Origin of the sequence: Pseudoxanthomonas sp. SL93 (assembly GCF_026625825.1) — a bacterium.
GTDB lineage: Bacteria > Pseudomonadota > Gammaproteobacteria > Xanthomonadales > Xanthomonadaceae > Pseudoxanthomonas_A.
The window spans coordinates 531470-553178 of sequence record NZ_CP113065.1 but is presented as its reverse complement, the minus strand read 5'-3'; the positions used below and the strand labels follow the sequence as shown (position 1 = coordinate 553178).

The 21709-nt window shown below is 66.5% G+C and carries 26 protein-coding genes; 12 read left to right on the top strand and 14 right to left on the bottom strand.

From position 1 onward, the window contains the following. Nucleotides 1–22: 22 nt before the first annotated feature. From sdhD to OVA13_RS02565, 3 genes are read right to left on the bottom strand one after another with little or no spacing between them, the layout of a single operon-like run. Nucleotides 23–421, bottom strand: coding sequence for a succinate dehydrogenase, hydrophobic membrane anchor protein (sdhD, locus tag OVA13_RS02575; RefSeq protein ID WP_267792265.1), 399 nt, complete (start codon nt 419–421; stop codon nt 23–25). After that, nucleotides 418–813: a succinate dehydrogenase, cytochrome b556 subunit gene (gene sdhC / locus OVA13_RS02570; protein WP_267792264.1), complete on the bottom strand. Its 396-nt coding sequence runs from the start codon at nt 811–813 to the stop codon at nt 418–420. Before sdhC ends, sdhD begins: the two co-directional genes overlap by 4 nt. 57 nt (nt 814–870) lie before the next feature. Next, nucleotides 871–1056, bottom strand: a complete 186-nt coding sequence (locus OVA13_RS02565; RefSeq protein ID WP_267793607.1) for a DUF1674 domain-containing protein — start codon at nt 1054–1056, stop codon at nt 871–873. 39 nt (nt 1057–1095) lie between these two features. On the opposite strand from OVA13_RS02565, the gene OVA13_RS02560 reads away from it, so the two are divergent. Further along, nucleotides 1096–1962, top strand: a complete 867-nt coding sequence (locus tag OVA13_RS02560; RefSeq protein ID WP_267792263.1) for a CAF17-like 4Fe-4S cluster assembly/insertion protein YgfZ — start codon at nt 1096–1098, stop codon at nt 1960–1962. A gap of 15 nt (nt 1963–1977) precedes the next feature. On the opposite strand, the gene OVA13_RS02555 is transcribed toward OVA13_RS02560, so the two are convergent. From OVA13_RS02555 to OVA13_RS02525, 7 genes are all read right to left on the bottom strand, one after another. Next, the gene (locus OVA13_RS02555; protein WP_267792262.1) at nt 1978–2520 is read right to left on the bottom strand and encodes an NADPH-dependent FMN reductase; all 543 of its coding nucleotides are present in this window, start codon (nt 2518–2520) and stop codon (nt 1978–1980) included. 59 nt (nt 2521–2579) lie between these two features. Beyond that, nucleotides 2580–4841, bottom strand: a complete 2262-nt coding sequence (locus tag OVA13_RS02550) for a thiamine pyrophosphate-dependent enzyme (protein ID WP_267792261.1) — start codon at nt 4839–4841, stop codon at nt 2580–2582. Beyond that, nucleotides 4838–5509 carry a glutathione S-transferase family protein gene (locus tag OVA13_RS02545; protein ID WP_267792260.1) on the bottom strand — a complete coding sequence of 224 codons (672 nt, stop codon included), beginning with the start codon at nt 5507–5509 and terminating at the stop codon, nt 4838–4840. Before OVA13_RS02545 ends, OVA13_RS02550 begins: the two co-directional genes overlap by 4 nt. Further along, nucleotides 5499–5990, bottom strand: a complete 492-nt coding sequence (locus OVA13_RS02540) for a nucleotidyltransferase family protein (protein WP_267792259.1) — start codon at nt 5988–5990, stop codon at nt 5499–5501. Before OVA13_RS02540 ends, OVA13_RS02545 begins: the two co-directional genes overlap by 11 nt. Continuing rightward, entirely contained in the window at nt 5987–6538 is a 552-nt protein-coding gene (locus tag OVA13_RS02535) for a GNAT family N-acetyltransferase (RefSeq protein ID WP_267792258.1), read from the bottom strand. The genes OVA13_RS02540 and OVA13_RS02535 overlap by 4 nt, the downstream gene beginning before the upstream one ends. A 118-nt stretch (nt 6539–6656) precedes the next feature. Next, nucleotides 6657–7820: an acyl-CoA dehydrogenase family protein gene (locus OVA13_RS02530; RefSeq protein WP_267792257.1), complete on the bottom strand. Its 1164-nt coding sequence runs from the start codon at nt 7818–7820 to the stop codon at nt 6657–6659. A 130-nt stretch (nt 7821–7950) separates the two neighbouring features. Further along, on the bottom strand, nt 7951–8766 hold the full coding sequence (locus tag OVA13_RS02525; RefSeq protein WP_267792256.1) for a glycine zipper 2TM domain-containing protein: 816 nt from the start codon (nt 8764–8766) through the stop codon (nt 7951–7953). A 168-nt stretch (nt 8767–8934) separates the two neighbouring features. Here OVA13_RS02525 and OVA13_RS02520 point away from each other — a divergent pair, with 168 nt between their 5' ends. Both OVA13_RS02520 and OVA13_RS02515 read left to right on the top strand, forming a co-directional pair. Then, complete coding sequence (locus OVA13_RS02520; protein ID WP_267792255.1) at nt 8935–9159, top strand: DUF6116 family protein; 225 nt, start codon at nt 8935–8937, stop codon at nt 9157–9159. Between the two features lie 5 nt (nt 9160–9164). Beyond that, the gene (locus tag OVA13_RS02515) at nt 9165–9932 is read left to right on the top strand and encodes a TatD family hydrolase (protein WP_267792254.1); all 768 of its coding nucleotides are present in this window, start codon (nt 9165–9167) and stop codon (nt 9930–9932) included. Nucleotides 9933–9962: 30 nt separating this feature from the next. Here OVA13_RS02515 and OVA13_RS02510 read toward each other — a convergent pair whose 3' ends face one another. Next, on the bottom strand, nt 9963–10763 hold the full coding sequence (locus OVA13_RS02510) for a tRNA threonylcarbamoyladenosine dehydratase (RefSeq protein WP_267792253.1): 801 nt from the start codon (nt 10761–10763) through the stop codon (nt 9963–9965). A gap of 87 nt (nt 10764–10850) precedes the next feature. Here OVA13_RS02510 and OVA13_RS02505 point away from each other — a divergent pair, with 87 nt between their 5' ends. Next, the gene (locus OVA13_RS02505) at nt 10851–11285 is read left to right on the top strand and encodes a cytochrome c (protein ID WP_267792252.1); all 435 of its coding nucleotides are present in this window, start codon (nt 10851–10853) and stop codon (nt 11283–11285) included. 141 nt (nt 11286–11426) lie between these two features. Beyond that, nucleotides 11427–11897, top strand: coding sequence for a glycine zipper 2TM domain-containing protein (locus OVA13_RS02500; protein ID WP_267792251.1), 471 nt, complete (start codon nt 11427–11429; stop codon nt 11895–11897). A 140-nt stretch (nt 11898–12037) separates the two neighbouring features. On the opposite strand, the gene OVA13_RS02495 is transcribed toward OVA13_RS02500, so the two are convergent. Beyond that, the gene (locus OVA13_RS02495; protein WP_267792250.1) at nt 12038–12247 is read right to left on the bottom strand and encodes a cold-shock protein; all 210 of its coding nucleotides are present in this window, start codon (nt 12245–12247) and stop codon (nt 12038–12040) included. A gap of 230 nt (nt 12248–12477) precedes the next feature. Between OVA13_RS02495 and OVA13_RS02490 the strand changes: the two genes are divergently transcribed. The 3 genes from OVA13_RS02490 to OVA13_RS02480 all read left to right on the top strand — a co-directional run bounded on the left by OVA13_RS02490 (nt 12478) and on the right by OVA13_RS02480 (nt 15477). Continuing rightward, nucleotides 12478–12963, top strand: a complete 486-nt coding sequence (locus OVA13_RS02490) for a DUF456 domain-containing protein (protein ID WP_267792249.1) — start codon at nt 12478–12480, stop codon at nt 12961–12963. 83 nt (nt 12964–13046) lie between these two features. Continuing rightward, the gene (locus OVA13_RS02485) at nt 13047–14234 is read left to right on the top strand and encodes a phospholipase A (RefSeq protein ID WP_267792248.1); all 1188 of its coding nucleotides are present in this window, start codon (nt 13047–13049) and stop codon (nt 14232–14234) included. A 106-nt stretch (nt 14235–14340) separates the two neighbouring features. Beyond that, nucleotides 14341–15477, top strand: a complete 1137-nt coding sequence (locus OVA13_RS02480; protein ID WP_267792247.1) for a sterol desaturase family protein — start codon at nt 14341–14343, stop codon at nt 15475–15477. A gap of 173 nt (nt 15478–15650) precedes the next feature. Here OVA13_RS02480 and OVA13_RS02475 read toward each other — a convergent pair whose 3' ends face one another. Both OVA13_RS02475 and OVA13_RS02470 read right to left on the bottom strand, forming a co-directional pair. Further along, a complete protein-coding gene (locus tag OVA13_RS02475; protein WP_267792246.1) occupies nt 15651–16286 on the bottom strand; it encodes a glutathione S-transferase family protein in 636 nt (211 codons plus the stop codon). A gap of 54 nt (nt 16287–16340) precedes the next feature. Further along, on the bottom strand, nt 16341–17858 hold the full coding sequence (locus tag OVA13_RS02470) for a fumarate hydratase (RefSeq protein ID WP_267792245.1): 1518 nt from the start codon (nt 17856–17858) through the stop codon (nt 16341–16343). Nucleotides 17859–17972: 114 nt separating this feature from the next. Here OVA13_RS02470 and OVA13_RS02465 point away from each other — a divergent pair, with 114 nt between their 5' ends. The 4 genes from OVA13_RS02465 to OVA13_RS02450 all read left to right on the top strand — a co-directional run bounded on the left by OVA13_RS02465 (nt 17973) and on the right by OVA13_RS02450 (nt 21409). Then, nucleotides 17973–18860, top strand: a complete 888-nt coding sequence (locus OVA13_RS02465; RefSeq protein ID WP_267792244.1) for an RNA polymerase sigma-70 factor — start codon at nt 17973–17975, stop codon at nt 18858–18860. A 43-nt stretch (nt 18861–18903) separates the two neighbouring features. After that, nucleotides 18904–19344: a carboxymuconolactone decarboxylase family protein gene (locus OVA13_RS02460; RefSeq protein ID WP_267793606.1), complete on the top strand. Its 441-nt coding sequence runs from the start codon at nt 18904–18906 to the stop codon at nt 19342–19344. A 106-nt stretch (nt 19345–19450) separates the two neighbouring features. Continuing rightward, nucleotides 19451–20536, top strand: coding sequence for a sensor histidine kinase (locus tag OVA13_RS02455; RefSeq protein WP_267792243.1), 1086 nt, complete (start codon nt 19451–19453; stop codon nt 20534–20536). A gap of 3 nt (nt 20537–20539) precedes the next feature. Continuing rightward, the gene (locus OVA13_RS02450; protein WP_267792242.1) at nt 20540–21409 is read left to right on the top strand and encodes a LytR/AlgR family response regulator transcription factor; all 870 of its coding nucleotides are present in this window, start codon (nt 20540–20542) and stop codon (nt 21407–21409) included. The last annotated feature ends 300 nt before the right edge of the window (nt 21410–21709 follow it).

Here is a 21709-nt window from a genome sequence, read left to right as displayed (position 1 = left end):
TTTTAGTGCACCCGACCCCCGGTCAGATGCCACCCAGTGCGATGCGGGCCACGGCGAATACGCTGGCAAGCGCACCCAGGATGCAGACGAAGCGAACGGCCAGCTGCGCGGCCAGCGCAAGTCCATGGCTGTGCACGTAGTCTTCGATCACCACCTGCACGCCGACCTGGGCGTGCCAGAACATGGCCACCAGGAAGGCGACCAGCAGCACGGCATTCCACGGCCGGGCGACTGCGGCCGTCGCGGTCACGTAGTCCGCACCGGCCAGGCCGACGAGGAAACACAGGAACCACAGGCCCAGGGCGACCAGCGCCACGGCGGTCGCACGCTGGGTGATGAAATGCCCCACCCCGTCCTTGGCCGAGCCCAGGCCACGGGCATTCTTGATGGGGGTACGGAACTTGTCGTTCTGGATGCTCATGCCAGGCCTCCACGCGAGTAGACCACGGCCCACACCAGCACCGTCAGCAGCAGGCTGCCGATGACCGATGCCCAGCTGCTGCGCACGAAGGCGGGAATGCTGAAGCCATAGCCGGCGTCCTGCACCATGTGGCGGATGCCGTTGAGCAGATGGTAGGCGAATGCCCACGTCCACCCCAGCAGGAACACGCGCCCGTACCACGCGCCTGCGTGGCTGCTGAAGCAGTTCCAGGCTTCCGGGCCGTTGGCCAGCGACAGCAGGCCGGCGGCGATGATCAGGGAACCCACGGCGAGGAAGATGCCGGTGGCGCGATGCAGGATGGAGGTCACCATCTGGATCTGCCAGCGGTAAACCTGCAGGTGCGGGGAAAGCGGACGTTGTGGGGTCGCCATTCGCTGCGCTCGTTGTCTCGGCTGGGCGGTGGGTGCACCGCGTTGGCTCAACGCTGATCAGAAATCGATGCAGCGCCCGTTTTTTTCCCAATCCCCATAACGTGTCGGCTCCAGGCCGCCGCGCCCACCGATCTCCTTCTGCACGGCCGTGCCGGCGTCCTCGTGCGGTGTCGGCACGGGGTCGCCTGCGGATGGCAGTGTTCCGGGATCGGTGTCGGGAATCGGTGGTGTTTGACCTATCATGGCGGTCTCGCAACGCACAAAATTTTAATCCTCGCCCCCTTGGCTGACAACCTTTCCCGTACCAGCGCGCCCGCGTTCGCCCTTGCCGACCATGCCGTCATCGACCTGGAAGGCCCTGAGGCCGTGGCTTTCGCCCATGCGCAGTTCGCCAATGACGTGGTCGCCCTGCCGGTCGGCCAGTGGCAGTGGAATGCGTGGCTGACGCCCAAAGGGCGCGTGATTGCGCTGTTCCTGCTGGCCCGCGTGGCGGAGGAACGGGTGGCGCTGGTCCTCCCGGATTACCCGGCGGCGGCCTTCGCCACGGCGCTGCAGCGCTTCGTCTTTCGACGAAAGTTGAAGGTCACCGTGGCGGACGGCATGCAGGTGGTCGGCCGGTTCGCCCCGCCCATGCACGCCGAAGGCGCACGGATCGGCCATGTGGACGAAGTCGTCGAACTGGACGTGAGCGGCGAGCAGGGACCGCGCACGCTCCTTTTAACGGGCGCGCCCGGCATCGCAGTCGATGAGGCGATGACACTGGCATGGCAGCACTACGATCTGCGCCATGGCGTGCCGCGTCTGCCCGAGGCACAGCGCGAGCAATGGACGCCGCAACAGCTGTCGCTGGAACGCCTGCCGGCCTTCAGCGTGAAGAAAGGCTGCTATCCCGGGCAGGAAATCGTCGCGCGCACCCATTTCCTGGGCAAGGCCAAGCGCGGCCTGGCCCTGCTGGAATGCCCGGTCGCACTGGAAGCCGGCGCCATGGTCAGCGACGGTGCGCGCGACATCGGGGAACTGGTGTGTGCCCTGCCCGCTCCAAGCCCGGTCGCATTGGCGGTGTTGCCGCTGGAGCGTGATGCCGCTTCCCTGTCCGTGGGTGGCCAGGCCGTCACCGAACAGGCACTCCTGGGCGGCCTTGCCCGCTGACGGCAACGTGCGGGCCTAGTCCAGCCAAGCCGCGAAGCGCTGCAGGAACAGTTCCAGCCGCTTGTGCAGGCGTTCGTCCACGATCCGGCCGGCAGCGTCAAACAGGCCTTCGCGGAACTGCACCGCGATCTCCGGCTGCGCCAGCACTTCCAGGTCCACGGCCGCCAGCACGTTGCGCAGGTGCTGCTGGGACGACACCGTGCCATGCGCACCAGGCGACGTGCCGATGACGGCCGCGCGCTTGCCGGCGAAGGAATTGCTGCCCGCCGGGCGCGTACCGATGTCGATGGCGTTCTTCAGCACGCCCGGAATGGAGCGGTTGTACTCCGGGGTGACGAACAGCAGCGCATCGCATGCGTCGATCTGCTGCTTGAAGCGTACGCATGCGGCGGGGAACGAAGCGTCATCGTCCTGGTTGTACAGCGGCAGGTCGCCGATGCCGATGACATCGAACTGGAAACGGTCGCCGGCCAGTTCCTCCACCGCATGCGCCAGTTGCCGGTTGAATGAGCCGGCCCGCAGGCTGCCGATGATGATGCCGATGCGTGGGGTGGACATGCGCTTGTTTCCCGATGGGTTGGAGGCCCATTGTAGGGCGGGCTGCGCCGCGACCTCCGTCACGCCAACCGCGCCGCCGCGGCCACGATGTCGTCGTCGCCGGGCAGCACCAGCAAGGCCGCACCCGCCAACGGCGTGTACGTATCCGCCCCCACCACGCGCTGGAACGGTCGCGCACGGTATCCCGCTTCCGCGATGGCGGTGATGATGCCCTCGCCCACGCCGGCAGAGTGACGTCCCTCGTCGACGATCAGGATGCGCTTGGCGGACCTGGCCTGTTCGGCGATGTAGCGCTCGTTGAGCGGCACCAGCCAGCGCAGGTCGACCACGCGGACCTTCCATCCGTGCTTCTTCTCGATGCTGCGGGCAGCGCGCAGGCTCATCGGCACGCCGTTGCCGTAGGTGAAGATGACCAGGTCGTCCGAATGCTCACCGTACACACGGCCTTCGCCCAGCGGCATCGACTCGTCCTGGGGCGGATACGGGAACAGCCACTGCCCGTCGCCGGCTTCGTGCAGGTCCTTGGTCATGTACAGCGCGATGGGTTCCAGGAACACCGCCACACGTCCGTCCACTTTCGCCAATGCGGTGAGGGTGCGCAGCATCGTGGCCGCGTCATCGCCGCGCGACGGACAGCCAACCACCAGGCCGGGGATGTCGCGCAACGCGGTGATCGAGTTGTCGTTGTGGAAGTGCCCGCCGAAACCGCGCTGATAGCCAAGCCCGGCAATGCGCACCACCATCGGATTGCGGTACTGGTTGTTGCTGAAGAACTGCAGGCTCGCCGCCTCGCCGCGGATCTGGTCGCAGGCGTTGTGGAAGTACGCCAGGTACTGGATCTCCGGCAGCGGCAGCATGCCCATGTTGGCATAGCCCTGCGCCAGCCCCAGGATCATCGTTTCGTCGAGCAGCGTGTTGAACACGCGACTGCCCTTGAACGCCTTCTGCAGGCCCTTGGTCACCGTGTACACGCCGCCCTTCTGCGCCACGTCCTCGCCGAACAGCAGCGCTTCGGGATACTTGCAGAACAGGTCGTGCAGGGCGTTGTTGATCTGGATGGCGAGGTGGCGCGGCGGCTGGTTTTCCGGCAGCTTGTCCTCGCTGCCGAATGCGGCGACGCGCGCGGCACGCGGGGCGGGCCGCGCGGCTTCCTTCGCCACGGCAGCCGGCGTATGCGGCGCCAGCGGCGCCATCACGTGTTCCAGCGTGGCGATGCGCGGCCGCCCGTCGGCGTCTTCCGCTGCAGCAAAGCAGCGCTTGCGCGTGGTTTCATACAGGGCCAGCAGGTCGTCGCGGGACATCAGGCCGGATTCCAGCGCGATGGCCGCCGAGCGCAGCAGGGGATCGGTTGCTTCCACCGCGCACAGTTCCTCGATGGGGCGCCATTCGACTTCGAAGTCGGTGCCTGCGTGGCCCATGATGCGGGTGGTGCGCAGGTGCAGGAACGTCGGACGGCGGGTGCGGCGGCAATGCTCCACGGCTGCCTGTACCTGGCCATAGCCGATGGCCAGGTCCAGGCCGTCGGCGTGGAAGTAGTCCAGGTCCTTGCGGTCGCGGAAATTTCGGCCGATCCAGCCTTCCGGCGTTTTCACCGAAATGCCGATGCCATTGTCCTCGCAGACGAACAGCACCGGGGCCGGCAGCTTCTGGTATGCCGTCCATGCCGCGGCATTGAACGCCGTCTGCGCCGTGGCGTGGTTGCTGGAGGCATCGCCGAAGGAGCAGATCGTGATGCTGTCGTCGGGCACCGGCAGCGCATGGCCGATCCGCTGCGCCTGCTCGATGGCGATGGCCGTGCCCAGCGCCTTGGGCAGGTGGGAGGCGATCGTGGAGGTCTGCGGCAACACCCACAGCGGCTTGCTGCCCCATACCTTGTGGCGGCCACCGGACGCGGGATCCTCGGCGCTGGCGGCGAACGACAGTGCGGAGTCCATCACCGGGTCCATGCCCGGCAGCTTGCGGAAGCGTTCGGCCATGAAGCCCCCGCTGCGGTAATGCAGGAACGCCGGATCGGTATGCCGCGTCAGCCGCGCAACCATCGCGTTGCCTTCGTGGCCGGAGCTGCCGATGGTGTAGAAGACCTTGTTCTGCACGCGCAACACGCGCGCCATCAGGTCCAAGTGGCGCGAGATCAGTTGCGATTCCAGCAGCTCGGTGAAGCCGCGTGCGTCCAGCGCACTGCCTGCCAGGATCGCATCGCCGCCGGCTGGCCGCATGCCTGCACGGCCGCTCCACTCCTTCACGAACTCGATGAAATTCTGGTCGCAGATCTCGGCGCGGTTGAGGCCCTTCATGCGGGCCGGAATGGCAGTGGACGTCATGGGCGGTCTTGGCCAACTCGGGAAGAGGCGAGCCGCAGGGCGACTTCGTCGCTGACGGCCGGCATGGGAAGGAAACCGCGCGTGGCGCGCACGCGCGCCAGCCAGTCGGTGATGTGGGGAAACCGTGCCAGCTCGAAGCCACCGTCGGCGGCACAATGCGTGTAAGCGAACAGCGCGATGTCGGCCACGCCGTAGTGGCGGCCGCTGAACCACGCTGCCACCTGCAGGTGCTTCTCCATCACCGACAACGCCTGGTCACCACGTTCCATCAAGCGCGGCAGGTCGGCGCGACGCGGCGAATCGATGGGCGTCCAGCCACGGATGAAACGGGCGACGGCGATGTAGGGCTCATGGCTGTACTGTTCGAAAAACAGCCAACTCAGTGCTTGCGCGCGTTCCCACGCATCGGTCGGCAGGAAGGCAGTGCCCTCGGCCAGCCAGCAGAGGATGGCGTTGGATTCCACCAGCACGCTGCCGTCGGCACGCTCCAGCATGGGCACCTTGCCATTGGGATTCTTCGCCAGGTACGCGGGCGTGCGCGTGCCGCCATTGGCACTGTCCACCTCCACCCACTCGTAGGGCCGCCCGAGTTGCTCCAGCAGCATGCGCACCTTGTGGCAGTTGCCTGAGGTGGACATGCCGTGGACGGTGACGGGTTCAGGCGACATGGCGCGGGCTCTTCATGAAATCGATCAGCAGGGCGGCCTTGGCCAGGTCCTTGTCGCGTCCGAACAGATGCAGGATGCGCCGCTGTTCGTCGAGTGACGGAAGCGGAATCGCCATGCCGTCGATGTCCGCACTTGCGGTTGTCGCCACTTCGACGGCCTGCCAACCGCTGGCCGACATGACCTGCAGCCCTCCCATCGCCTCCAGCGGCATGGGCAGCTGGGTGAAGCGTGCGAAAAGGGAACGGAAGCGCCCTTCGTCCTGCGGCGAGAACGCGTCGTCGACGTGCGGCTTCCAGCGTGCCTTCAGGGCTTCGGCATCGCGGCGGCTGCACAGCACATCGATGTCCTGCGGCACCACACCCGGCACGCCGGACAGCGCCATCGCAGCGCTGCCGATGATCCACCAGGGGTCGAGGAAGGTCGCCGCGATGACCGGCCGGGCGGCCAGCAAGCTGTCGCGCAGGCGCCGGTCGGCGGTCATGGTGCGGTGGCCCTGCGTGAGCGCCATTGCGCCCGTGTCTGGCCCCAGACTTCCACGGGTTTGCCATGGTGCGGCTCGGGCAGCTCATCCATGCGCAGGAACGCCGAACCCAGCTTGCTAGCGACCGCCCTGGAGTTGGCGTTGGCCGGATCGATGGTGTGGATAACCTCATCCCAGCCCAGTTGCTCGAACGCCCAGTCGATGCTGGCCGTTGCCGCCTCCGGTGCATAACCCCGCCCCCAGGCCTCGCGCGCGATGCTCCAGCCCACCTCGGTGCCCGGCCAGCCTTCCGGCTGCCAGGGACCAACACGCCCCACCCAGCGGCCGGTTGCTTTCTCGATGACCGAAAACATGGCGAAACCCTGCAGGTGCCAGCTGCCCACCATCGCCGCGAGACTGCGCCAGGCGGGTGACCGCGCCTGCGTGCCGCCGATGTAACGCATTGCTTCTTCGTCGGCGACGAACGCCGCCCATGGCTCGTAGTCGGCGCGGGTGGGCACCCGCAGGAGCAGCCGCGGCGTTTCAAGCTGGAGTTCGGAAAAGCTCATCGCTGGTGTGTCCTGGCGCTCCACAAGACCGGATGGACAGGAAGACGAAGCAGCACGCGCGTTCCCTCCCCTGCTTCCCTGAAGCATCCGGTCCGGTGCGGGGATGATGCCCGCGGCATCAGAACGCGTTGATACCCGTCAGTTCCCGGCCGATCACCAGCTGGTGCACGGTCTCCGTGCCTTCATAGGTGATCACCGATTCCAGGTTGAGCGCATGGCGGATCGCGGCATGTTCGGTGGTGATGCCGGCGCCGCCCAGCAGGTCACGGCATTCGCGCGCGATGTCGATGGCCATGCGGCAGTTGTTCCACTTCGCCAGCGACACCTGCGACGGCTGCATGGTGCCGGCATCCTTCAGGCGACCCAGCTGCAGCGACAGCAGCTGCGCCAGCGTGATGCGGCGGGCCATCTCGGCCATCTTGATCTGCGCACTCTGCGTGGCCGCGACGGGGCGGTCGAACAGGATGCGTTCCTTCGTGTAGCCCAGCACTTCGTCCAGGCAGGCGATGGCAGCGCCGATCGGTCCCCAGGTGATGCCGTAGCGGGCCTGGGTCAGGCAGCCCAGCGGACCCTTGAGGCCCTTCACGTTGGGCAGGCGGCTGCTGTCGGGCAGGCGAACGTTGTCGAAGAACAGCGTGCTGGTCACCGAGGCGCGCAAGCTCATCTTGTGCTTGATCTCCTGCGCCGTGAAACCGGCCGTGCCCTTCTCGATCAGGAAGCCCTGGATGCCCTCGTCGGTCTGCGCCCACACGATGGCGATGTCGGCCAGGTTGCCGTTGGTGATCCACATCTTGGAACCATTGATCACCCAGTCGTCGCCATCGCGGCGCGCCGTGGTCTTCATGTTGGCCGGGTCGGAACCCCCGTGCGGCTCGGTCAGACCAAAGCAGCCGATGACCTTGCCTGCCGCCATGTCGGGCAGCCAGCGCTGGCGCTGCTCTTCGCTGCCGTAGGCGTAGATGGGATACATGCACAGCGAGGACTGCACGCTGACGAAACTGCGGATGCCGCTGTCGCCGCGCTCCAGCTCCTGGCAGATCAGGCCGTAGCTGACCGCATTGAGGCCGGCACACCCGTACTTCTCGGGCAGCGAGGAACCCAGCAGGCCCAGCCCGGCGATCTCAGGCACCAGCTCCTTCGGGAAGCGTGCCTGATCGAAGGCGTCGCCGATGATCGGGCGCACGCGCTCGTCGGTGAAACGGGCCACCGCATCCTGCACGGCGCGCTCTTCTTCGGTCAGCAGGGAACGGACATCGAACAGGTCGTACGGATTCAGGGCCATTGAGGGTCATCGGTCTGCGGTTGAGCCCGATTGTATTCGGCCGGGCTCCGCAGCCGTAACCCCTGACACCGGCCGACAAAAGCAAAGGGCCGGCTTGCGCCGGCCCCGTGCGGGTCAGTACTGAGAAAGGTCAGCCCTGGTCGGGGCTGTCCACGCTTGCCGTCTGGGTGACCACCTGGCCGTCGATCACCGGCAGGCGATCGCCCGGCTTGTCGTCCATGCGGATCGTCTTTTCCTGGCCATCGAAACGGTAGGTGACGTCGTAGCCGATGACCTTGTCGGTGGTGCCCATGGCGATGCGCGTGCCGGGCTTGCTGTCCATGCGCATGGTGCCGGTGGTGCCGTCCGGGTTGCGGTAGGTCACGTTGTAACCGGTCACGCGCGAGGACTCGGAACGCGCATTTTCGGTACGGCACTGGCGCTCGGTGCGCGTGACGACCTGGCCGCCCACGTGACGCTTGTCCACCTGGTTGCCGATGGCACCACCGGCCACAGCGCCCGCAACGGTGGCCGCCTTCTTGCCACTGCCGCCGCCCACCTGGTTGCCCAGCAGGCCGCCGACCACGGCGCCGACCACCGTGCCGCCGACGTTGCCGTCGCGCTCCGGGGCACGTTCCTGCACCACGACGTCTTCGCAGACTTCACGCGGCGTGGTGGTGGTGGTGGATTCGCGCACCGGCTCCGTACCGATGACGGTGGCGTACAGCTTTTCCGAACTGGTGATGGGGTCTGCCTTCACCACCTGCGCGTACTGCAGGGTGCCGACCGGAATCTGGTTGTCCGTCAGCGCCGCATCATCGGCGACCAGCGAACCATCCGCTGCCGTGACCAGTCCATCGCCGGCATCGGGGCTCTTGTCGCCGCCCTTGAGGAATGCGGCCGTGGCGACACCGCCCACCAGCAACGCACCGACGGCGACCAGGATCGTAGTGGTATTGCTCTTCATCGTTGCCTCCAAGTCGGGCCGATCCCGATTCACATTGGCCATCATTGCACCACTACCAACCTGAACCAAGTACCTGTTTGACCCCACGAAAACCAACGAAAAATGAACGCTTCCATCGCATCGGGCGCATGCTAGCGTGACGCCCATCAACAACTCCGAGCACCCGCCATGGCCAATCCCATCCTGCTGCCCGTCCTCAACTGGGCGCGAAAGCTGCGTTACCCGACGTTGTTCAAGATCACCGCGGCCCTGTTCGTGGTCAGCTTGCTGTTTCCGGATCCCATTCCCTTCGTCGAGGAGATCCTGTTCGGCCTGGGCACCCTGTTGTTGGCGAACTGGAAACGTCGCAAGTCGGATGACGCCGTGATCGGCCCGGACAGTGCGGGACGCTGAGCGAGATGCTGGTCGACAGCCATTGCCACCTGGACGCGCCCGAACTCGATCATGATCGCGCCGCCGTGATCGCGCGCGCGCGCGCCGCCGGCGTGACGCGTCAGATCGTGCCGGCCGTGGAAGCGGCCAGCTGGCCTGCACTACGCGAGGTCTGCGCTATTGAGGAAGGCCTGTTCGCGGCGTACGGCCTGCATCCGATGTATCTGTCGTCGCACCGTCCGGATCACCTGCCGGCATTGCGCGAATGCATCGAGCGCGAGCGACCGGTGGCGGTCGGCGAATGCGGACTGGACTATTTCGTCGAGGGTTTGGACCCCACGGAGCAGCAGCGCTACTTCGATGGACAACTGCAGCTGGCGCGCGAATTCGAACTGCCTGTCATCGTGCATGCGCGGCGTGCGGTGGATGCCGTCATCGCGTCCATCAAGCGCGTGGGCAAACTGCAGGGTGTCGTGCACAGTTTCTCCGGCAGCAGCGAGCAGGCGCGGCAGCTGTGGCAGCTTGGCTTCATGATCGGCCTGGGTGGTCCCGTGACCTACGAGCGCGCCAATCGCCTGCGCGGACTGGCGGCGACGATGCCGCTGGACTACCTGCTGCTGGAAACCGATGCGCCCGACCAGCCTGACAGCGGCATCCGCGGACAACGCAACGAACCTGCTCGCCTGCCGGTGGTATGCGAGACCATCGCGGGACTGCGTGGCGTTCCCGCCGAAGACATCGCCCTGGCGACCACACGCAACGCCGAACGGCTGTTCCGCCTGCCCGCGGCCTGACCAGAAAGACTGCTGACGCCACGCCGTGGCCTAGGCGGCGTCCTTCTTCGGCTTCAACAGCAATTCCAGGGCCTTGCCCACCATCGCGAACGCGAAGGCACCGGTGATGTGCGTGGCCGCGCCGAGCCCGACGCCGCAATCCAGCTTCAACGCCGCGTCGGCGCCCAGTTGGGGACGCAGTCCGCATACGGTGCCGTCGGCCTGCGGGTACTTGACGTTCTCCAGCGAGTAGACCGCCTGCACGCTGAAGTAGCGGCCGGGGTTCTTCGGGAAGTTGAACTCGCTTCTCAACTTCTTGCGTACCAGCGCCAGCAGCGCGTCGTGCTCGGTACGCGAGAGATCGCGCAGGCGGATCTGGGTGGGGTCCGTGCGCCCGCCCGCGGAACCCGACACCACGATGGGCAGCTTGCGTCGACGGCACCAGGCGATCATCTCGACCTTGACACGGAAACTGTCGCAGGCATCCAGCACCAGGTCGAAGCCGCGGTCGAGCAGCTCGGCCATGTTGCTTCCCGTCAGGAACATCGGCACAACGTCCACGTCGATCAGTGGATTGATCGCACGGCAACGGTCGGCCATGGCCTCGGCCTTGTTGCGCCCGTACTGTCCTTCCAGCGCCGGCAGCTGCCGGTTGGTGTTGGAAACACAGATGTCGTCGGCGTCTATCAACGTGATATGACCGACTCCCGAACGCGCCAGCGCCTCCACCACCCATGACCCCACGCCGCCCATGCCGACAACGGCCACGCGGCTGCCCGCATAGCGCTCCACGGCGCCCTGCCCGTACAGGCGATCGATGCCGGCGAACCGGTCCCGCAATTCCTTCTTCATGTCGCCATTGTAAACGTGGCGGGAACTGCGACGCCCGTCGTACTATCGAGGCCACACCCGCGCGCCATCATTCAAGGAGCCCGCCGCATGGCCAGCCAACCCGCCACGTCTTCCAACGCTTCGCGCTATTTCTTCCTGTTCCTGGTCGGCCTGGTGGTCGGTGCGATCTGCACGGTCATGGCGCTGCGCGCGATCCAGGCGCGGCAGGACAAGTTCCCCGACAGCGTCATGCAGGTGATGGCCAGGCATTCCGGCCAACTCGGCGACAAGGTGAAGCAGAACCGTTGTGCCGCCACCGACACCGTGCCGCACGTGCGTGCCCTGCGCACCATGGCCAACGACCTGGAGATGGCGTTCCCGGGACTGGCCGATGACCAGCGTTTCCAGACGCACACCAGCAAGTTCCGTGCGCACCTCGATGCGGCGCTGAGTGCGCCGCCGACCGACTGTGCCGCAGCCGATGCGGTTGCAAAGCAACTGGGTGAAAGCTGCAAGGCGTGCCATCAGGATTTCCGCGGCTGAATTTCCGCTGACACGACAGCGCGCTGTCGCGACGGATTGCCGCGACGTTCACACCGTGCCGGGGAGGATGGTGGCACGTGATGCAACGGCATCACACGCGGCATCCCAATGCCGCGCCCGGACACCCTGGAGGACCACCGCATGAAGATTCGACTGCTTGCCCTTGGCATTACCGCCACCGCCGCCCTGGCCGGCTGCGCCAGCACTTCCCCCGGTTATGGAAGTGGCTACGGTGGCGGCTATAGCGCGCCCGTTTCCTCCAGCCGTACATGTGCCGACTGCGGCATCGTCGAACGCGTTGACGTGGTCTCCGGCGGCGCGCCGTCGCGTACCGGCGCCGTGCTGGGCGGCATCGTCGGGGCCGTGGCGGGTCGCCAGATCTCCGACCGCACCGGTGGCAGCGAAGGCAACAAGAATGTTTCCACGGTCGCCGGTGCAGTGGCGGGCGCCGCCGCCGGCAATGCCATCCAGAACCGCAACAACGGCGAGAGCTACACGATCACCGTGCGCATGGACGATGGCCGCCGCGTATCGATCAACCAGAACGACTTGGGCGGTATCCGCGAGAACACCTACGTGCGCGTGCAGAACGGGCGCGTGGTGTTGCGCTGATTGCATCGGCGCGGCATCGCACACACAGGGCAGAGCTTGCTGCCCTTCCGCGCGCCACGCCAACAGCAAAGAAAAAGCCCGGTCGATGCCGGGCTTTTTCATGTCGCTTCCACGCCACGAGGCGTGGTGCAAGCCTTCGATCAGAGCGCCTGCACGGCGTCCGCCTGCAGGCCCTTCTGGCCCTGCACGACGGTGAAGCTGACCTTCTGGCCTTCCTTCAGGCTCTTGAAGCCCTGGCTCTGGATGGCGCGGAAGTGCACGAACACGTCTTCGCCATTTTCACGGCTGATAAAGCCGAAGCCCTTGGCATCGTTGAACCATTTCACGGTTCCGGTTTCACGATCAGACATCTACTTGCTCCTTGAAACGGGTGGTGGATACGCCTGTCCGGCGGCTGGTTGCAAGGAGGAAGCGAGGTACAAGGATGCAGCGGATCATGGATCTACCCCATCAGGCCACGATTCACGGTGACCTTGGCAACGGCAGCGGCCGCACAGTAACCCGGCATTTGTGAAAATGCAAACGTTCAAAACCCTCCCGTCAACCCCCCTCAAACCCTTGATTCGCCTAGGAGAATTGCTTGGACATCCACACTCTCTATTACGCCTTGGCCGTCGTGCTGATCCTCGTGGGCATCGCGGGGGTGATCCTGCCCGCACTGCCCGGCCTGCCGCTGGTCTTCGCCGGCATGTTGCTGGCTGCCTGGGCGGGTGATTTCCAGCAGATCGGCTGGGTCACGCTGGTGGTCCTGGGCCTGCTGACCGCGCTGTCGTTCGCCGTGGACATCTTCGCCACCGCCATGGGTGCGCAACGGGTCGGCGCCAGCCGGAAAGCCTTGGTGGGCGCGGTGTTGGGCACGTTCGCGGGGCTGTTCTTCATGCCCATCGGCCTGTTCGTGGGGCCGTTCGCCGGCGCCCTGCTGGGTGAGCTGTGGCACGGCCGCGAACTGCGCCAGGCCACCAAAGTAGGCCTGGGGACGTGGCTCGGCATCGTGCTGGGCATCGTGCTGAAACTGGGCCTGGCCTTCGCCATGGTGGGTCTGTTCGTGTTCGCCTGGTTCTTCTGAATGCGCACCCGGAAATCGGTAAACGCGTGTACCCGATGATCTGCGGCAGAATGTCGCTGCCCCCTTCCACGAGTAGTTTCTGCATGACCCAGCGCATCCGCCTGTTGCCGTTTGTAATCGGCGTTACCTTGTCTGCCGCCAGCCATGCGCAGGAATCCACGCCTGCGGTCGCGACACCGGAGGCCTGCTTCTCCATCGAGTCCGATGCCGCCCGCCTTGCCTGTTACGACAGTGCGCTGGGGCGTTCGCAGAGCGACACCCGCCAAGCGGACGAGCAGGCGCGCGCGGCGAAAGCGGCCGAAGCACAGGCGCGCGCGCAGGCCAAGGCGGAGGCCGACGCGAATGCCGAAACGCTGGATGGCAAGGACACCCTGGGCGAGCATCGCCAGCGCAGGCTGGGGGCGTGGTTCCGTGCCGACGATCCGTCGGACGAAGCCGTCATCGCCAACGCGGGGCGCGGCTCGCTGCTCGACAGTCGCTGGGAACTGGCCAAGGACTCCAAGCTGGGCGTGTTCCAGATGCGCGGCTACAAGCCCGTGTACCTGCTGCCCGCCTTCTGGACCAGCAGCAACAACGAACGGCCGTCCTCGCCCAATCCCAACAACACGGTCACCGAAGCGCAGGATCTGCAGGACGTCGAGGCCAAGTTCCAGCTCAGCTTCAAGACCAAGTTCGCCGAGAACCTGTTCGGCGACAACGGCGACCTCTGGGGTGCCTACACGCAGAGCTCGCGCTGGCAGGTCTACAACAGCGACCAGTCGCGTCCGTTCCGCGAAACCAACTACGAGCCCGAGGTGATGCTGGTCTTCCGCAACAGCTACAGCCTGGGGGGATGGAAGGGCCGCATGACCGGCATCAGCCTGAACCACCAGTCCAACGGCCGCGGCGATCCGCTGTCGCGCAGCTGGAACCGGCTGATCGGCAGCGTCGGCCTGGACCGGGAGAACTGGGCGCTGGTGATGCGCGCGTGGCACCGCTTCGACGAGGACGCCAGCGACGACAACAACGCCGACATCCTCGACTACGTGGGGCGTGGCGACGCAATGCTGACCTATACGCGCGACGGCCACATCCTCACCGTGCTGGGGCGCCATTCGCTGCGCGGCGGCGACCAGTCGCACGGTGCGCTGCAGGTGGACTACGGCTTCCCCATCAACCGGGCGTTCCGTGCGCACGTGCAGCTGTTCCATGGCTACGGTGAAAGCCTGATCGACTACAACCACAAGGCGACCTACATCGGCCTGGGCATCTCGCTGCTGGACTGGTACTGACGGCCATGCCACCGGGCCGGACGGCATGCGGTGTCCGCGCGCCGTCCGGTCTGGCGATGGATTGACGTGATGCTCCTTGTTGTCATCCCCTGAACCCCGTCCCGCCATGACGCCGACCACCCTGCCGCCGCGCGCTGCCCGCCCCCGTCGCTCGTTCTTCGCCTATTCGGCCGCCCTGCTGGGCCTGCTCAGCCTGATGGCCGTGGCGTGCTTCCACTTTCCCGAGTTGCTGACCAGCCGGGAATTCCGCGCGGTCTACAACGAGCAGTTCGCCCGCCACCTGCTGCTGGTGGGGCTGGCCGCCGCCTTCGGCATGGGGACGTTGGCGATCCTGCGCGACCGCAACAGGCGCATCGCGCTGGTCGGCGTGGGCAGCGCGACGCTGGCGGTATTGCTGGGCGGCACCAACGTGCAGTTCGATGCCATCGGCAAGACGCCCTACTCGCTGGGGCTGGACTGGTTCGTGATCTCGCTGTTCTTCTCGGCGCTGGTGTTCGTGCCGTTGGAGCATTACCTGGGCAAGCGCCGTATCTCGCCGCTGCGCCCGGGCTGGCGCACGGACGTGGCGTATTTCTTCATGAGCCACGTGCTGGTGCAGTTCATCCTGATCCTGGTGACGGCGTCGACGTCCACCATCGCCGGCCTGGCGGTGTTTCCCGCGTTGAAGGACGCGATCCAGTCGTTGCCCGTTTGGGCGCAGTTCCTGATCGCGGTGTTCGTGGCCGACCTGGCGCAGGCGCTGCTGCACCGTGCGTACCACAACATTCCGTGGCTCTGGCGCTTCCATGCCGTTCATCACTCCAGTCGCGAGATGGACTGGCTGGCGGGGTCGCGCATCCATTTCGTCGAGATCGTGCTGACCCGCAGCGCCGTGCTGTTGCCCTTGCTCGTGCTGGGCTTCTCGGCGCCTGCGGTGAACGCCTACGTGATCCTGGTCGGACTGCAGGCGGTGCTGGCGCACGCCAACCTCGGCCTCCGCTTCGGCGTGCTGGAATACCTGCTGGTGCTGCCGCGCTACCACCACTGGCACCATGCGCGGCACAAGGACTACCTGGACGTGAACTACGCCATCCACCTGCCGCTGGTGGACATGCTGATGGGCACGTTCAAGCTGCCGCCCAAGCAGGAAGACTGGCCCGAGGAATACGGTGTGATGAAACTGGAGACGGTGCCGCGCGGCATCGTGCGCCAGCACCTGATGCCGTTCCAGGGCGGGAAGAAGTTCGACGAATACGTGGACTGAGCGGGCGTTGGTGCCTGTTGTAGGAGCGACGTGAGTCGCGACCGCATGCCATGGCAGCTGATAGCGTCATCTCATACGCTGCGTATCCGGCACTGTCCATTTTCGAGCCCAGACCGATGCCACTCAGGGGCCACGGTCGCGACTTACGTCGCTCCTACAGAAAGCAGCTCGGCTCAGGTCCAGTCGGTCAGCCCCTCGCGGGCATAGACTTCCCTGAAACTCGGCAGTGCCTTCATGCGTTGTGCATGGGCCTGCAGGGCCGGCCAAGTGTCGGTCGGCCTGGGCATGTTGCGCGACCAGCGCATCAGCATGGTCAGCAGGAAATCGGCCGCGCTGCGCTGCGCGCCCAGCAGGTAGGGACCATGCGCCTCAAGATGGTCGGCGACCTGGCCCCACGCCTTCTCCAGCTTATTCCGGGCATGCTGCCGCGTGGCCTCGACATTGGCCTCACCGGCGATTTCGTCCGAATAGAACCAGGCGCGGTAGGCCGGCATCAGCGTGTTGGCGCAGAACAGCATCCAGCGGTAGTACTGCGCACGCTGCATGCTCGCCACCGCGGGCGCCAGGTCCGCGCGCGGGTGCGTGTCCGCCAGGTGCATCAGGATGGCGGCCGTCTCGGTGATCACCTGCCCGTCCATGACCAAGGTGGGAACCACGCCGGCGGGATTGAGCTTCAGGTAATCGTCCGATTTCTGGTCACGCTTGTCGAAGTCCAGCTCGTGCAACTCATGCGGGATGCCCAGCTCGATGAGCAGCCAGTGGACGACCAGGCTGGCGGTGCTGCGGGAGTAGTAGAGCGTTGTCGACATGGATGGAGCCCTGTGATTTGAGCCCTTCTTCCGAGGGGGAGAAGGGAAAGACAACTACGCCACCACCAGCGGGATCTTCCCGATCCGCGCCTGCCATTCCTTCGGGCCCGTGTTGTGCACCGAGGTGCCCTGCGAATCGACGGCTACCGTCACCGGCATGTCCTGCACGGTGAACTCATAGATGGCTTCCATGCCCAGGTCGGCGAAGCCGATGACCTTCGCCGCCTTGATCGCCTTCGACACGAGATAAGCCGCGCCGCCAACCGCCATCAGGTAGGCCGACTGGTGCTTGCGGATCGCCTCGATCGCCGCCGGGCCGCGCTCGGCCTTGCCGACCATGCCCAGCAGGCCGGTCTGCGCCAGCACCTGCTCGGTGAACTTGTCCATGCGGGTGGCGGTGGTCGGACCGGCCGGGCCGACCACCTCATCGCGCACCGGATCGACCGGGCCGACGTAGTAGATGAAGCGGCCCTTCAGATCGACCGGCAGCGGCTCGCCCTTGTTGAGCATGTCGACCATGCGCTTGTGCGCGGCGTCGCGGCCGGTCAGCAGCTTGCCGTTGAGCAGCAGCACTTCACCCGGCTTCCAGCTGGCGACGTCTTCGCGCGTCAGCGTGTCGAGGTCGACGCGACGGCCCTTGGAGGCGTCGTAGGTCAGCTCCGGCCAGTCTTCCAGCGACGGCGGATCCAGCATCACCGGGCCGCTGCCATCGAGGGTGAAGTGCGCATGGCGGGTGGCGGCGCAGTTCGGGATCATCGCGACCGGCAGGTTCGCCGCGTGGGTCGGGTAATCCTTGACCTTGATGTCGAGCACGGTGGTCAGGCCACCCAGGCCCTGCGCGCCGATGCCCAGGGCGTTGACCTTCTCATACAGTTCCAGCCGCAGTTCTTCCGCGCGGTTGGACGGGCCACGCGCCTGCAGGTCAGTGATGTCGATGGGCTCCATCAGCGATTCCTTCGCCAGCAGCATCGCCTTCTCGGCGGTGCCGCCGATGCCGATGCCGAGCATGCCCGGCGGGCACCAGCCGGCGCCCATCGTCGGCACGGTCTTCAGCACCCAGTCGACGATGGAATCGGAGGGGTTGAGCATCGCGAACTTCGACTTCGCTTCCGATCCACCCCCCTTCGCGGCGACGATCACGTCGACGGTGTTGCCCGGCACGACCTTGACGTTGACCACGCCCGGCGTGTTGTCCTTCGTGTTGGTGCGCTTGCCGGCCGGGTCGGCCAGCACGCTGGCGCGCAGCTTGTTGTCGGGGTGGTTGTAGGCGCGACGCACGCCCTCGTGGACCATGTCCTCCACGCCCATCGTGGCGTCGTCCCAGCGCACGTCCATGCCGATCTCGAGGAATACGGTGACGATGCCGGTGTCCTGGCAGATCGGGCGGTGGCCTTCGGCGCACATGCGCGAGTTGATCAGGATCTGGGCGATGGCGTCCTTGGCCGCGGGCGATTCCTCGCGCTCGTAGGCGGCGGCGAGGTTCCGGATGTAGTCGACCGGGTGGTAGTAGCTGATGTACTGCAGGCCATCGGCGATGGACTGGATGAGGTCTTCTTGCTTGATCGAGGTCATGGGAGCGGAATGCCGGGGCTGCCGGTGGGGTCGCGGGCGGAAGCGGCCATTTTAGGCCAAAGTGATACCCCGGCTGGCTGTCACGGGCCGGCGCCCTCGCCCGTCCTTCGTCGCATGAACGCCGAAACCACCTTCGAAACCCACCGCTCCCGCCTGTTCGGGCTCTCCTACCGGCTGCTGGGCAGCCGCAGCGACGCCGAGGACGTGGTCCAGGACACCTGGCTGCGCTGGCAGCAGGCGGACAAGACCGGAATCCGCGACCCCGAGGCCTGGCTGGTCACGGCCGCCACCCGCCTGGGCATCGACCGCCTGCGCGCCGCGCGCGTGCAGCGCGAGCACTACACCGGCCCCTGGCTGCCCGAACCCACCGAGATCGACGAGGCGCCGGGCCCGGAGCGCAGCGCCGAAGTGTCCGAACAGGTCTCGCTGGCGTTCCTGGCGGTGCTGGAGCGGCTGGGCCCGGAGGAACGCGCGGCCTTCCTGTTGAAGGAGGCCTTCGACTACGACTACGCGCAGATCGCGCCCCTGCTGGGCCAGAGCGAAGCGAACTGCCGCCAGATGGTCCACCGCGCGCGCGAACGGGTGCAGGCCGGCCGCCCGCGCTTCGACGTGCCGCCCGAAAACCACCGCCGCCTGCTGGAACGCTTCATGGACGCCGCGCGCCGCGGCGACCAGCCGGCGATCACCGCCCTGCTGCGGGAAGATGCGCAGCTGGTGTCCGACGGCGGCGGCAAGGCCTTGGCGGTTACCCGCCCACTGCTGGGCGCGGTGCGCATCGCGCGGCTGTTCTGGGCTGCGTACCGCCGGCCGGACCCCACCATCGCCTGGCGCATGGGCATGGTGAACGGCGAACCGGCGATCCTGCGCTACCGCGACGGCGTGCTGGTCGCGGTGATGGTGGCGGTGAGCGACGGCGAGCGCATCAGCGAGATCTTCACCGTGGCCAATCCCGACAAGTTGGGCACGGCTGTCACGGCGAAGGACGGTGGCACGTCCTGGTAGTGAAGGTGGCCATCGTGGCCGCCATAGAGGCACTGCCATGAGCATGAAGTTCCACCGCGTCGATTACCCCAAGCACGTCCCCGAGGCCTTCCGCGGCCTCTACGCCACCAGCACGGCCGTCCACAACGGTGTGCTGGGAAAGGAGTTCCTCGAACTCATCTTCCTGCGCGTCTCGCAGATCAACGGCTGCGCCTATTGCATGGACATGCACAGCAGCGCGCTGGTAAAGGCCGGGGTGGAATCGCGCAAGCTGCACACGCTGGCCGGCTGGCGCGACAGCCGCTTCTTCGATGCGCGCGAAGGCGCCGCGCTGGCCTGGGCGGAACAACTCACCACCCTGCCCTCGGGCGCGCCGGCGGATGCCACTTACGACGCATTGAAGGAACACTTCGACGAGCACGGCATCGCCGAACTGACCATGGCGGTCGCCACCATCAACGCCTGGAACCGCCTGGGCGTGGGCATGCAGCCGGTGCTGGCCTGAGCCACGCGGCCGATGCGCCCAACCGAGCGGATCGGCCGACGAAGCGTTGCCCTGCCGGTGGCGTGGCGGCGTTAGCATGGTGGCCTCTACGTTTGCCGAGCCCGCCATGGCCCTCGCCGCCACCCATCCGCTGGACATCCCCCGCCAGCACGTCTTCTGGCTGCTGCACCTGGGCGGCTGGGGCGCGTACTTCGCGCAGGGCTGCCTGTATGCGGTGGCCCACGGCAAGCCGTCGGGGTACTGGGTGGTACCCGCGACGGCCGCGACCATGGGCGCACTGGTCACGCTGGGCCTCCGCTTCGTGCTGAGGACCTGCTGGGTGCTGCCGCCCCGCCGGCTGCTGGCATTGATGATCCCGATGATCCTGGCCAGTTCGGCGCTGATCGATTTCGTCACCCGTGAAGTCCTGGTGGACTTCTGCGAGACCTGCAAGCCGACCACCCGGCTGGAGTTCATCGCCTATTCGCTGGGCTATATCTACGTCCTGCTGGCCTGGGTCGGCGCGTACATGGGCATCAAGTACTACCGCCAGTTCCAGAGCGAGACCGAGCGCACCCTGGCCGCGCGCAGCATGGCGCACCAGGCGCAGCTGAAGATGCTGCGCTACCAGCTCAATCCGCACTTCCTGTTCAACACCCTCAACGCCATTTCCACGCTGATCCTGGACCGCGACAACGCCACCGCCAACCGCATGGTGCAGGGCCTGTCTTCGTTCCTGCGCCATTCGCTGGACAACGACCCCATGCAGCGCGTTACGCTGCGGCAGGAACTGGATGCGCTGACGCTGTACCTCGACATCGAGAAGATCCGCTTCGCCGAGCGCCTGCGCATCGAGACCGGCATCGACGAGGACTGCTGGCGCGCGCTGCTGCCCAGCCTGCTGCTGCAGCCCCTGGTGGAAAACGCCATCAAGTACGCCGTCGCCAAACAGGTGGCCGGTGGCCTGCTGCGCATCGAGGCCGAGCGCGAAGGTGCGCAGCTGGTGCTGCGCGTGATCGACGACGGCCCCGGCTGCCAGAGCATGGAGAACGGGGACCTGCCGCCCGGCAAGGGCGTCGGCCTGCGCAACACGCGGGAACGCCTGCACGTGCTGTACGGCGAGAACAGTGGCTTCTCCGTGCGCAACCGCGCGCCCGGCATCGAGGTCACCCTGCGTTTGCCCTTCGAGACCTCGCAGACGATCGGAGACTGAGCCATGGACAGCGCACGCCAGCCGGAAACCCCGCACCACCGTGGCGAAAGTGCGCCCAAGCTGCGCGCACTGATCGTCGACGACGAGCCTCTGGCCCGCCGCGGCCTGGAAATCCGCCTGCAGCGCTACCCCGACGTCGAGATCGTCGGCCAGTATGGCGATGGCGCGTCGGCCATCACCGGCCTGCGCGAGCACCATGCCGACCTGATGTTCCTCGACGTGCAGATGCCGGGCATGGACGGTTTCGCGACGCTGCGCGCCATTCCCGCGCGGGAAATGCCGCTGGTCGTCTTCGTCACCGCGTATGACCACTATGCCATCCGTGCATTCGAGGCCTCCGCCACCGACTACCTGCTGAAACCGGTGGAGGAGACGCGGCTGGAACAGGCGCTGGCACGCGTGCGCATCGCCCGCGCACAACGCGAGGCCAGCGGCCACTGTGCCCAGTTGCTGGGCCTGCTGGGCGAACTGAGCGGCCGCCCGCCGCTGGACCTGGACGAGGCACTGAAGCCGGACGCGCTGGAGCAACTGCGCCGCGAAGAAAAACTGGCCGTACGCGACGGCGGGCGCACGGTGCGCGTCGACCTGCGCAGCATCCGCTGGATCGATGCGGCCGGCGACTACATGTGCATCCATACCGACGGCGACACGCCGAACGGCAACACGCTGATCCTGCGCGCCACCATGCGTGAAATGGAAAAGCAGCTGGATCCGCAGCGCTTCCCGCGCATCCACCGCTCCACGATCATCAACGCGCGCCGCGTGGTCGAACTGCGCCCGCACACCAACGGTGAAAGCTACCTACGCCTGGACTGCGGCCAGGAGCTGAAGCTGTCGCGCAGCTACCGCGACAAGCTGGCGGTGCTGCTGTAGAAGCACGCCCGCCGTTGTGGGAGCGACGTCAGTCGCGACAGAAGATCTTCGCTTCGCGTATCCATCCGCGATGTGATGCACTGTGGCGAATACGCGGTCGCTCGCAGTGAATCGCCAGGCGCATCGTCGCGACCGACGTCGATCGCACGACAGCGCCTCACCGCGTAACCCGGATTCTCCAGCCTCGGTTCACCGCACGCGTCCCACTCTTCGCCGCAACCGCACGCACGGCATGACTTCCGGGCCATAGGCGAATCGCGGCATGGGCGCATCGTCCGCTCCGCTGACCTCCCTGCGGAC

What these genes read in the sequence shown, in the direction of transcription:
- sdhD (WP_267792265.1), bottom strand. Translation starts at nt 421, where the DNA reads ATGAGCATCCAGAACGACAAGTTCCGTACCCCCATCAAGAATGCCCGT.
- sdhC (WP_267792264.1), bottom strand. Translation starts at nt 813, where the DNA reads ATGGCGACCCCACAACGTCCGCTTTCCCCGCACCTGCAGGTTTACCGC.
- OVA13_RS02565 (WP_267793607.1), bottom strand. Translation starts at nt 1,056, where the DNA reads ATGATAGGTCAAACACCACCGATTCCCGACACCGATCCCGGAACACTG.
- OVA13_RS02555 (WP_267792262.1), bottom strand. Translation starts at nt 2,520, where the DNA reads ATGTCCACCCCACGCATCGGCATCATCATCGGCAGCCTGCGGGCCGGC.
- OVA13_RS02550 (WP_267792261.1), bottom strand. Translation starts at nt 4,841, where the DNA reads ATGACGTCCACTGCCATTCCGGCCCGCATGAAGGGCCTCAACCGCGCC.
- OVA13_RS02545 (WP_267792260.1), bottom strand. Translation starts at nt 5,509, where the DNA reads ATGTCGCCTGAACCCGTCACCGTCCACGGCATGTCCACCTCAGGCAAC.
- OVA13_RS02540 (WP_267792259.1), bottom strand. Translation starts at nt 5,990, where the DNA reads ATGACCGCCGACCGGCGCCTGCGCGACAGCTTGCTGGCCGCCCGGCCG.
- OVA13_RS02535 (WP_267792258.1), bottom strand. Translation starts at nt 6,538, where the DNA reads ATGAGCTTTTCCGAACTCCAGCTTGAAACGCCGCGGCTGCTCCTGCGG.
- OVA13_RS02530 (WP_267792257.1), bottom strand. Translation starts at nt 7,820, where the DNA reads ATGGCCCTGAATCCGTACGACCTGTTCGATGTCCGTTCCCTGCTGACC.
- OVA13_RS02525 (WP_267792256.1), bottom strand. Translation starts at nt 8,766, where the DNA reads ATGAAGAGCAATACCACTACGATCCTGGTCGCCGTCGGTGCGTTGCTG.
- OVA13_RS02520 (WP_267792255.1), top strand. Translation starts at nt 8,935, where the DNA reads ATGGCCAATCCCATCCTGCTGCCCGTCCTCAACTGGGCGCGAAAGCTG.
- OVA13_RS02515 (WP_267792254.1), top strand. Translation starts at nt 9,165, where the DNA reads ATGCTGGTCGACAGCCATTGCCACCTGGACGCGCCCGAACTCGATCAT.
- OVA13_RS02510 (WP_267792253.1), bottom strand. Translation starts at nt 10,763, where the DNA reads ATGAAGAAGGAATTGCGGGACCGGTTCGCCGGCATCGATCGCCTGTAC.
- OVA13_RS02505 (WP_267792252.1), top strand. Translation starts at nt 10,851, where the DNA reads ATGGCCAGCCAACCCGCCACGTCTTCCAACGCTTCGCGCTATTTCTTC.
- OVA13_RS02500 (WP_267792251.1), top strand. Translation starts at nt 11,427, where the DNA reads ATGAAGATTCGACTGCTTGCCCTTGGCATTACCGCCACCGCCGCCCTG.
- OVA13_RS02495 (WP_267792250.1), bottom strand. Translation starts at nt 12,247, where the DNA reads ATGTCTGATCGTGAAACCGGAACCGTGAAATGGTTCAACGATGCCAAG.
- OVA13_RS02485 (WP_267792248.1), top strand. Translation starts at nt 13,047, where the DNA reads ATGACCCAGCGCATCCGCCTGTTGCCGTTTGTAATCGGCGTTACCTTG.
- OVA13_RS02480 (WP_267792247.1), top strand. Translation starts at nt 14,341, where the DNA reads ATGACGCCGACCACCCTGCCGCCGCGCGCTGCCCGCCCCCGTCGCTCG.
- OVA13_RS02475 (WP_267792246.1), bottom strand. Translation starts at nt 16,286, where the DNA reads ATGTCGACAACGCTCTACTACTCCCGCAGCACCGCCAGCCTGGTCGTC.
- OVA13_RS02470 (WP_267792245.1), bottom strand. Translation starts at nt 17,858, where the DNA reads ATGACCTCGATCAAGCAAGAAGACCTCATCCAGTCCATCGCCGATGGC.
- OVA13_RS02465 (WP_267792244.1), top strand. Translation starts at nt 17,973, where the DNA reads ATGAACGCCGAAACCACCTTCGAAACCCACCGCTCCCGCCTGTTCGGG.
- OVA13_RS02460 (WP_267793606.1), top strand. Translation starts at nt 18,904, where the DNA reads ATGAAGTTCCACCGCGTCGATTACCCCAAGCACGTCCCCGAGGCCTTC.
- OVA13_RS02455 (WP_267792243.1), top strand. Translation starts at nt 19,451, where the DNA reads ATGGCCCTCGCCGCCACCCATCCGCTGGACATCCCCCGCCAGCACGTC.
- OVA13_RS02450 (WP_267792242.1), top strand. Translation starts at nt 20,540, where the DNA reads ATGGACAGCGCACGCCAGCCGGAAACCCCGCACCACCGTGGCGAAAGT.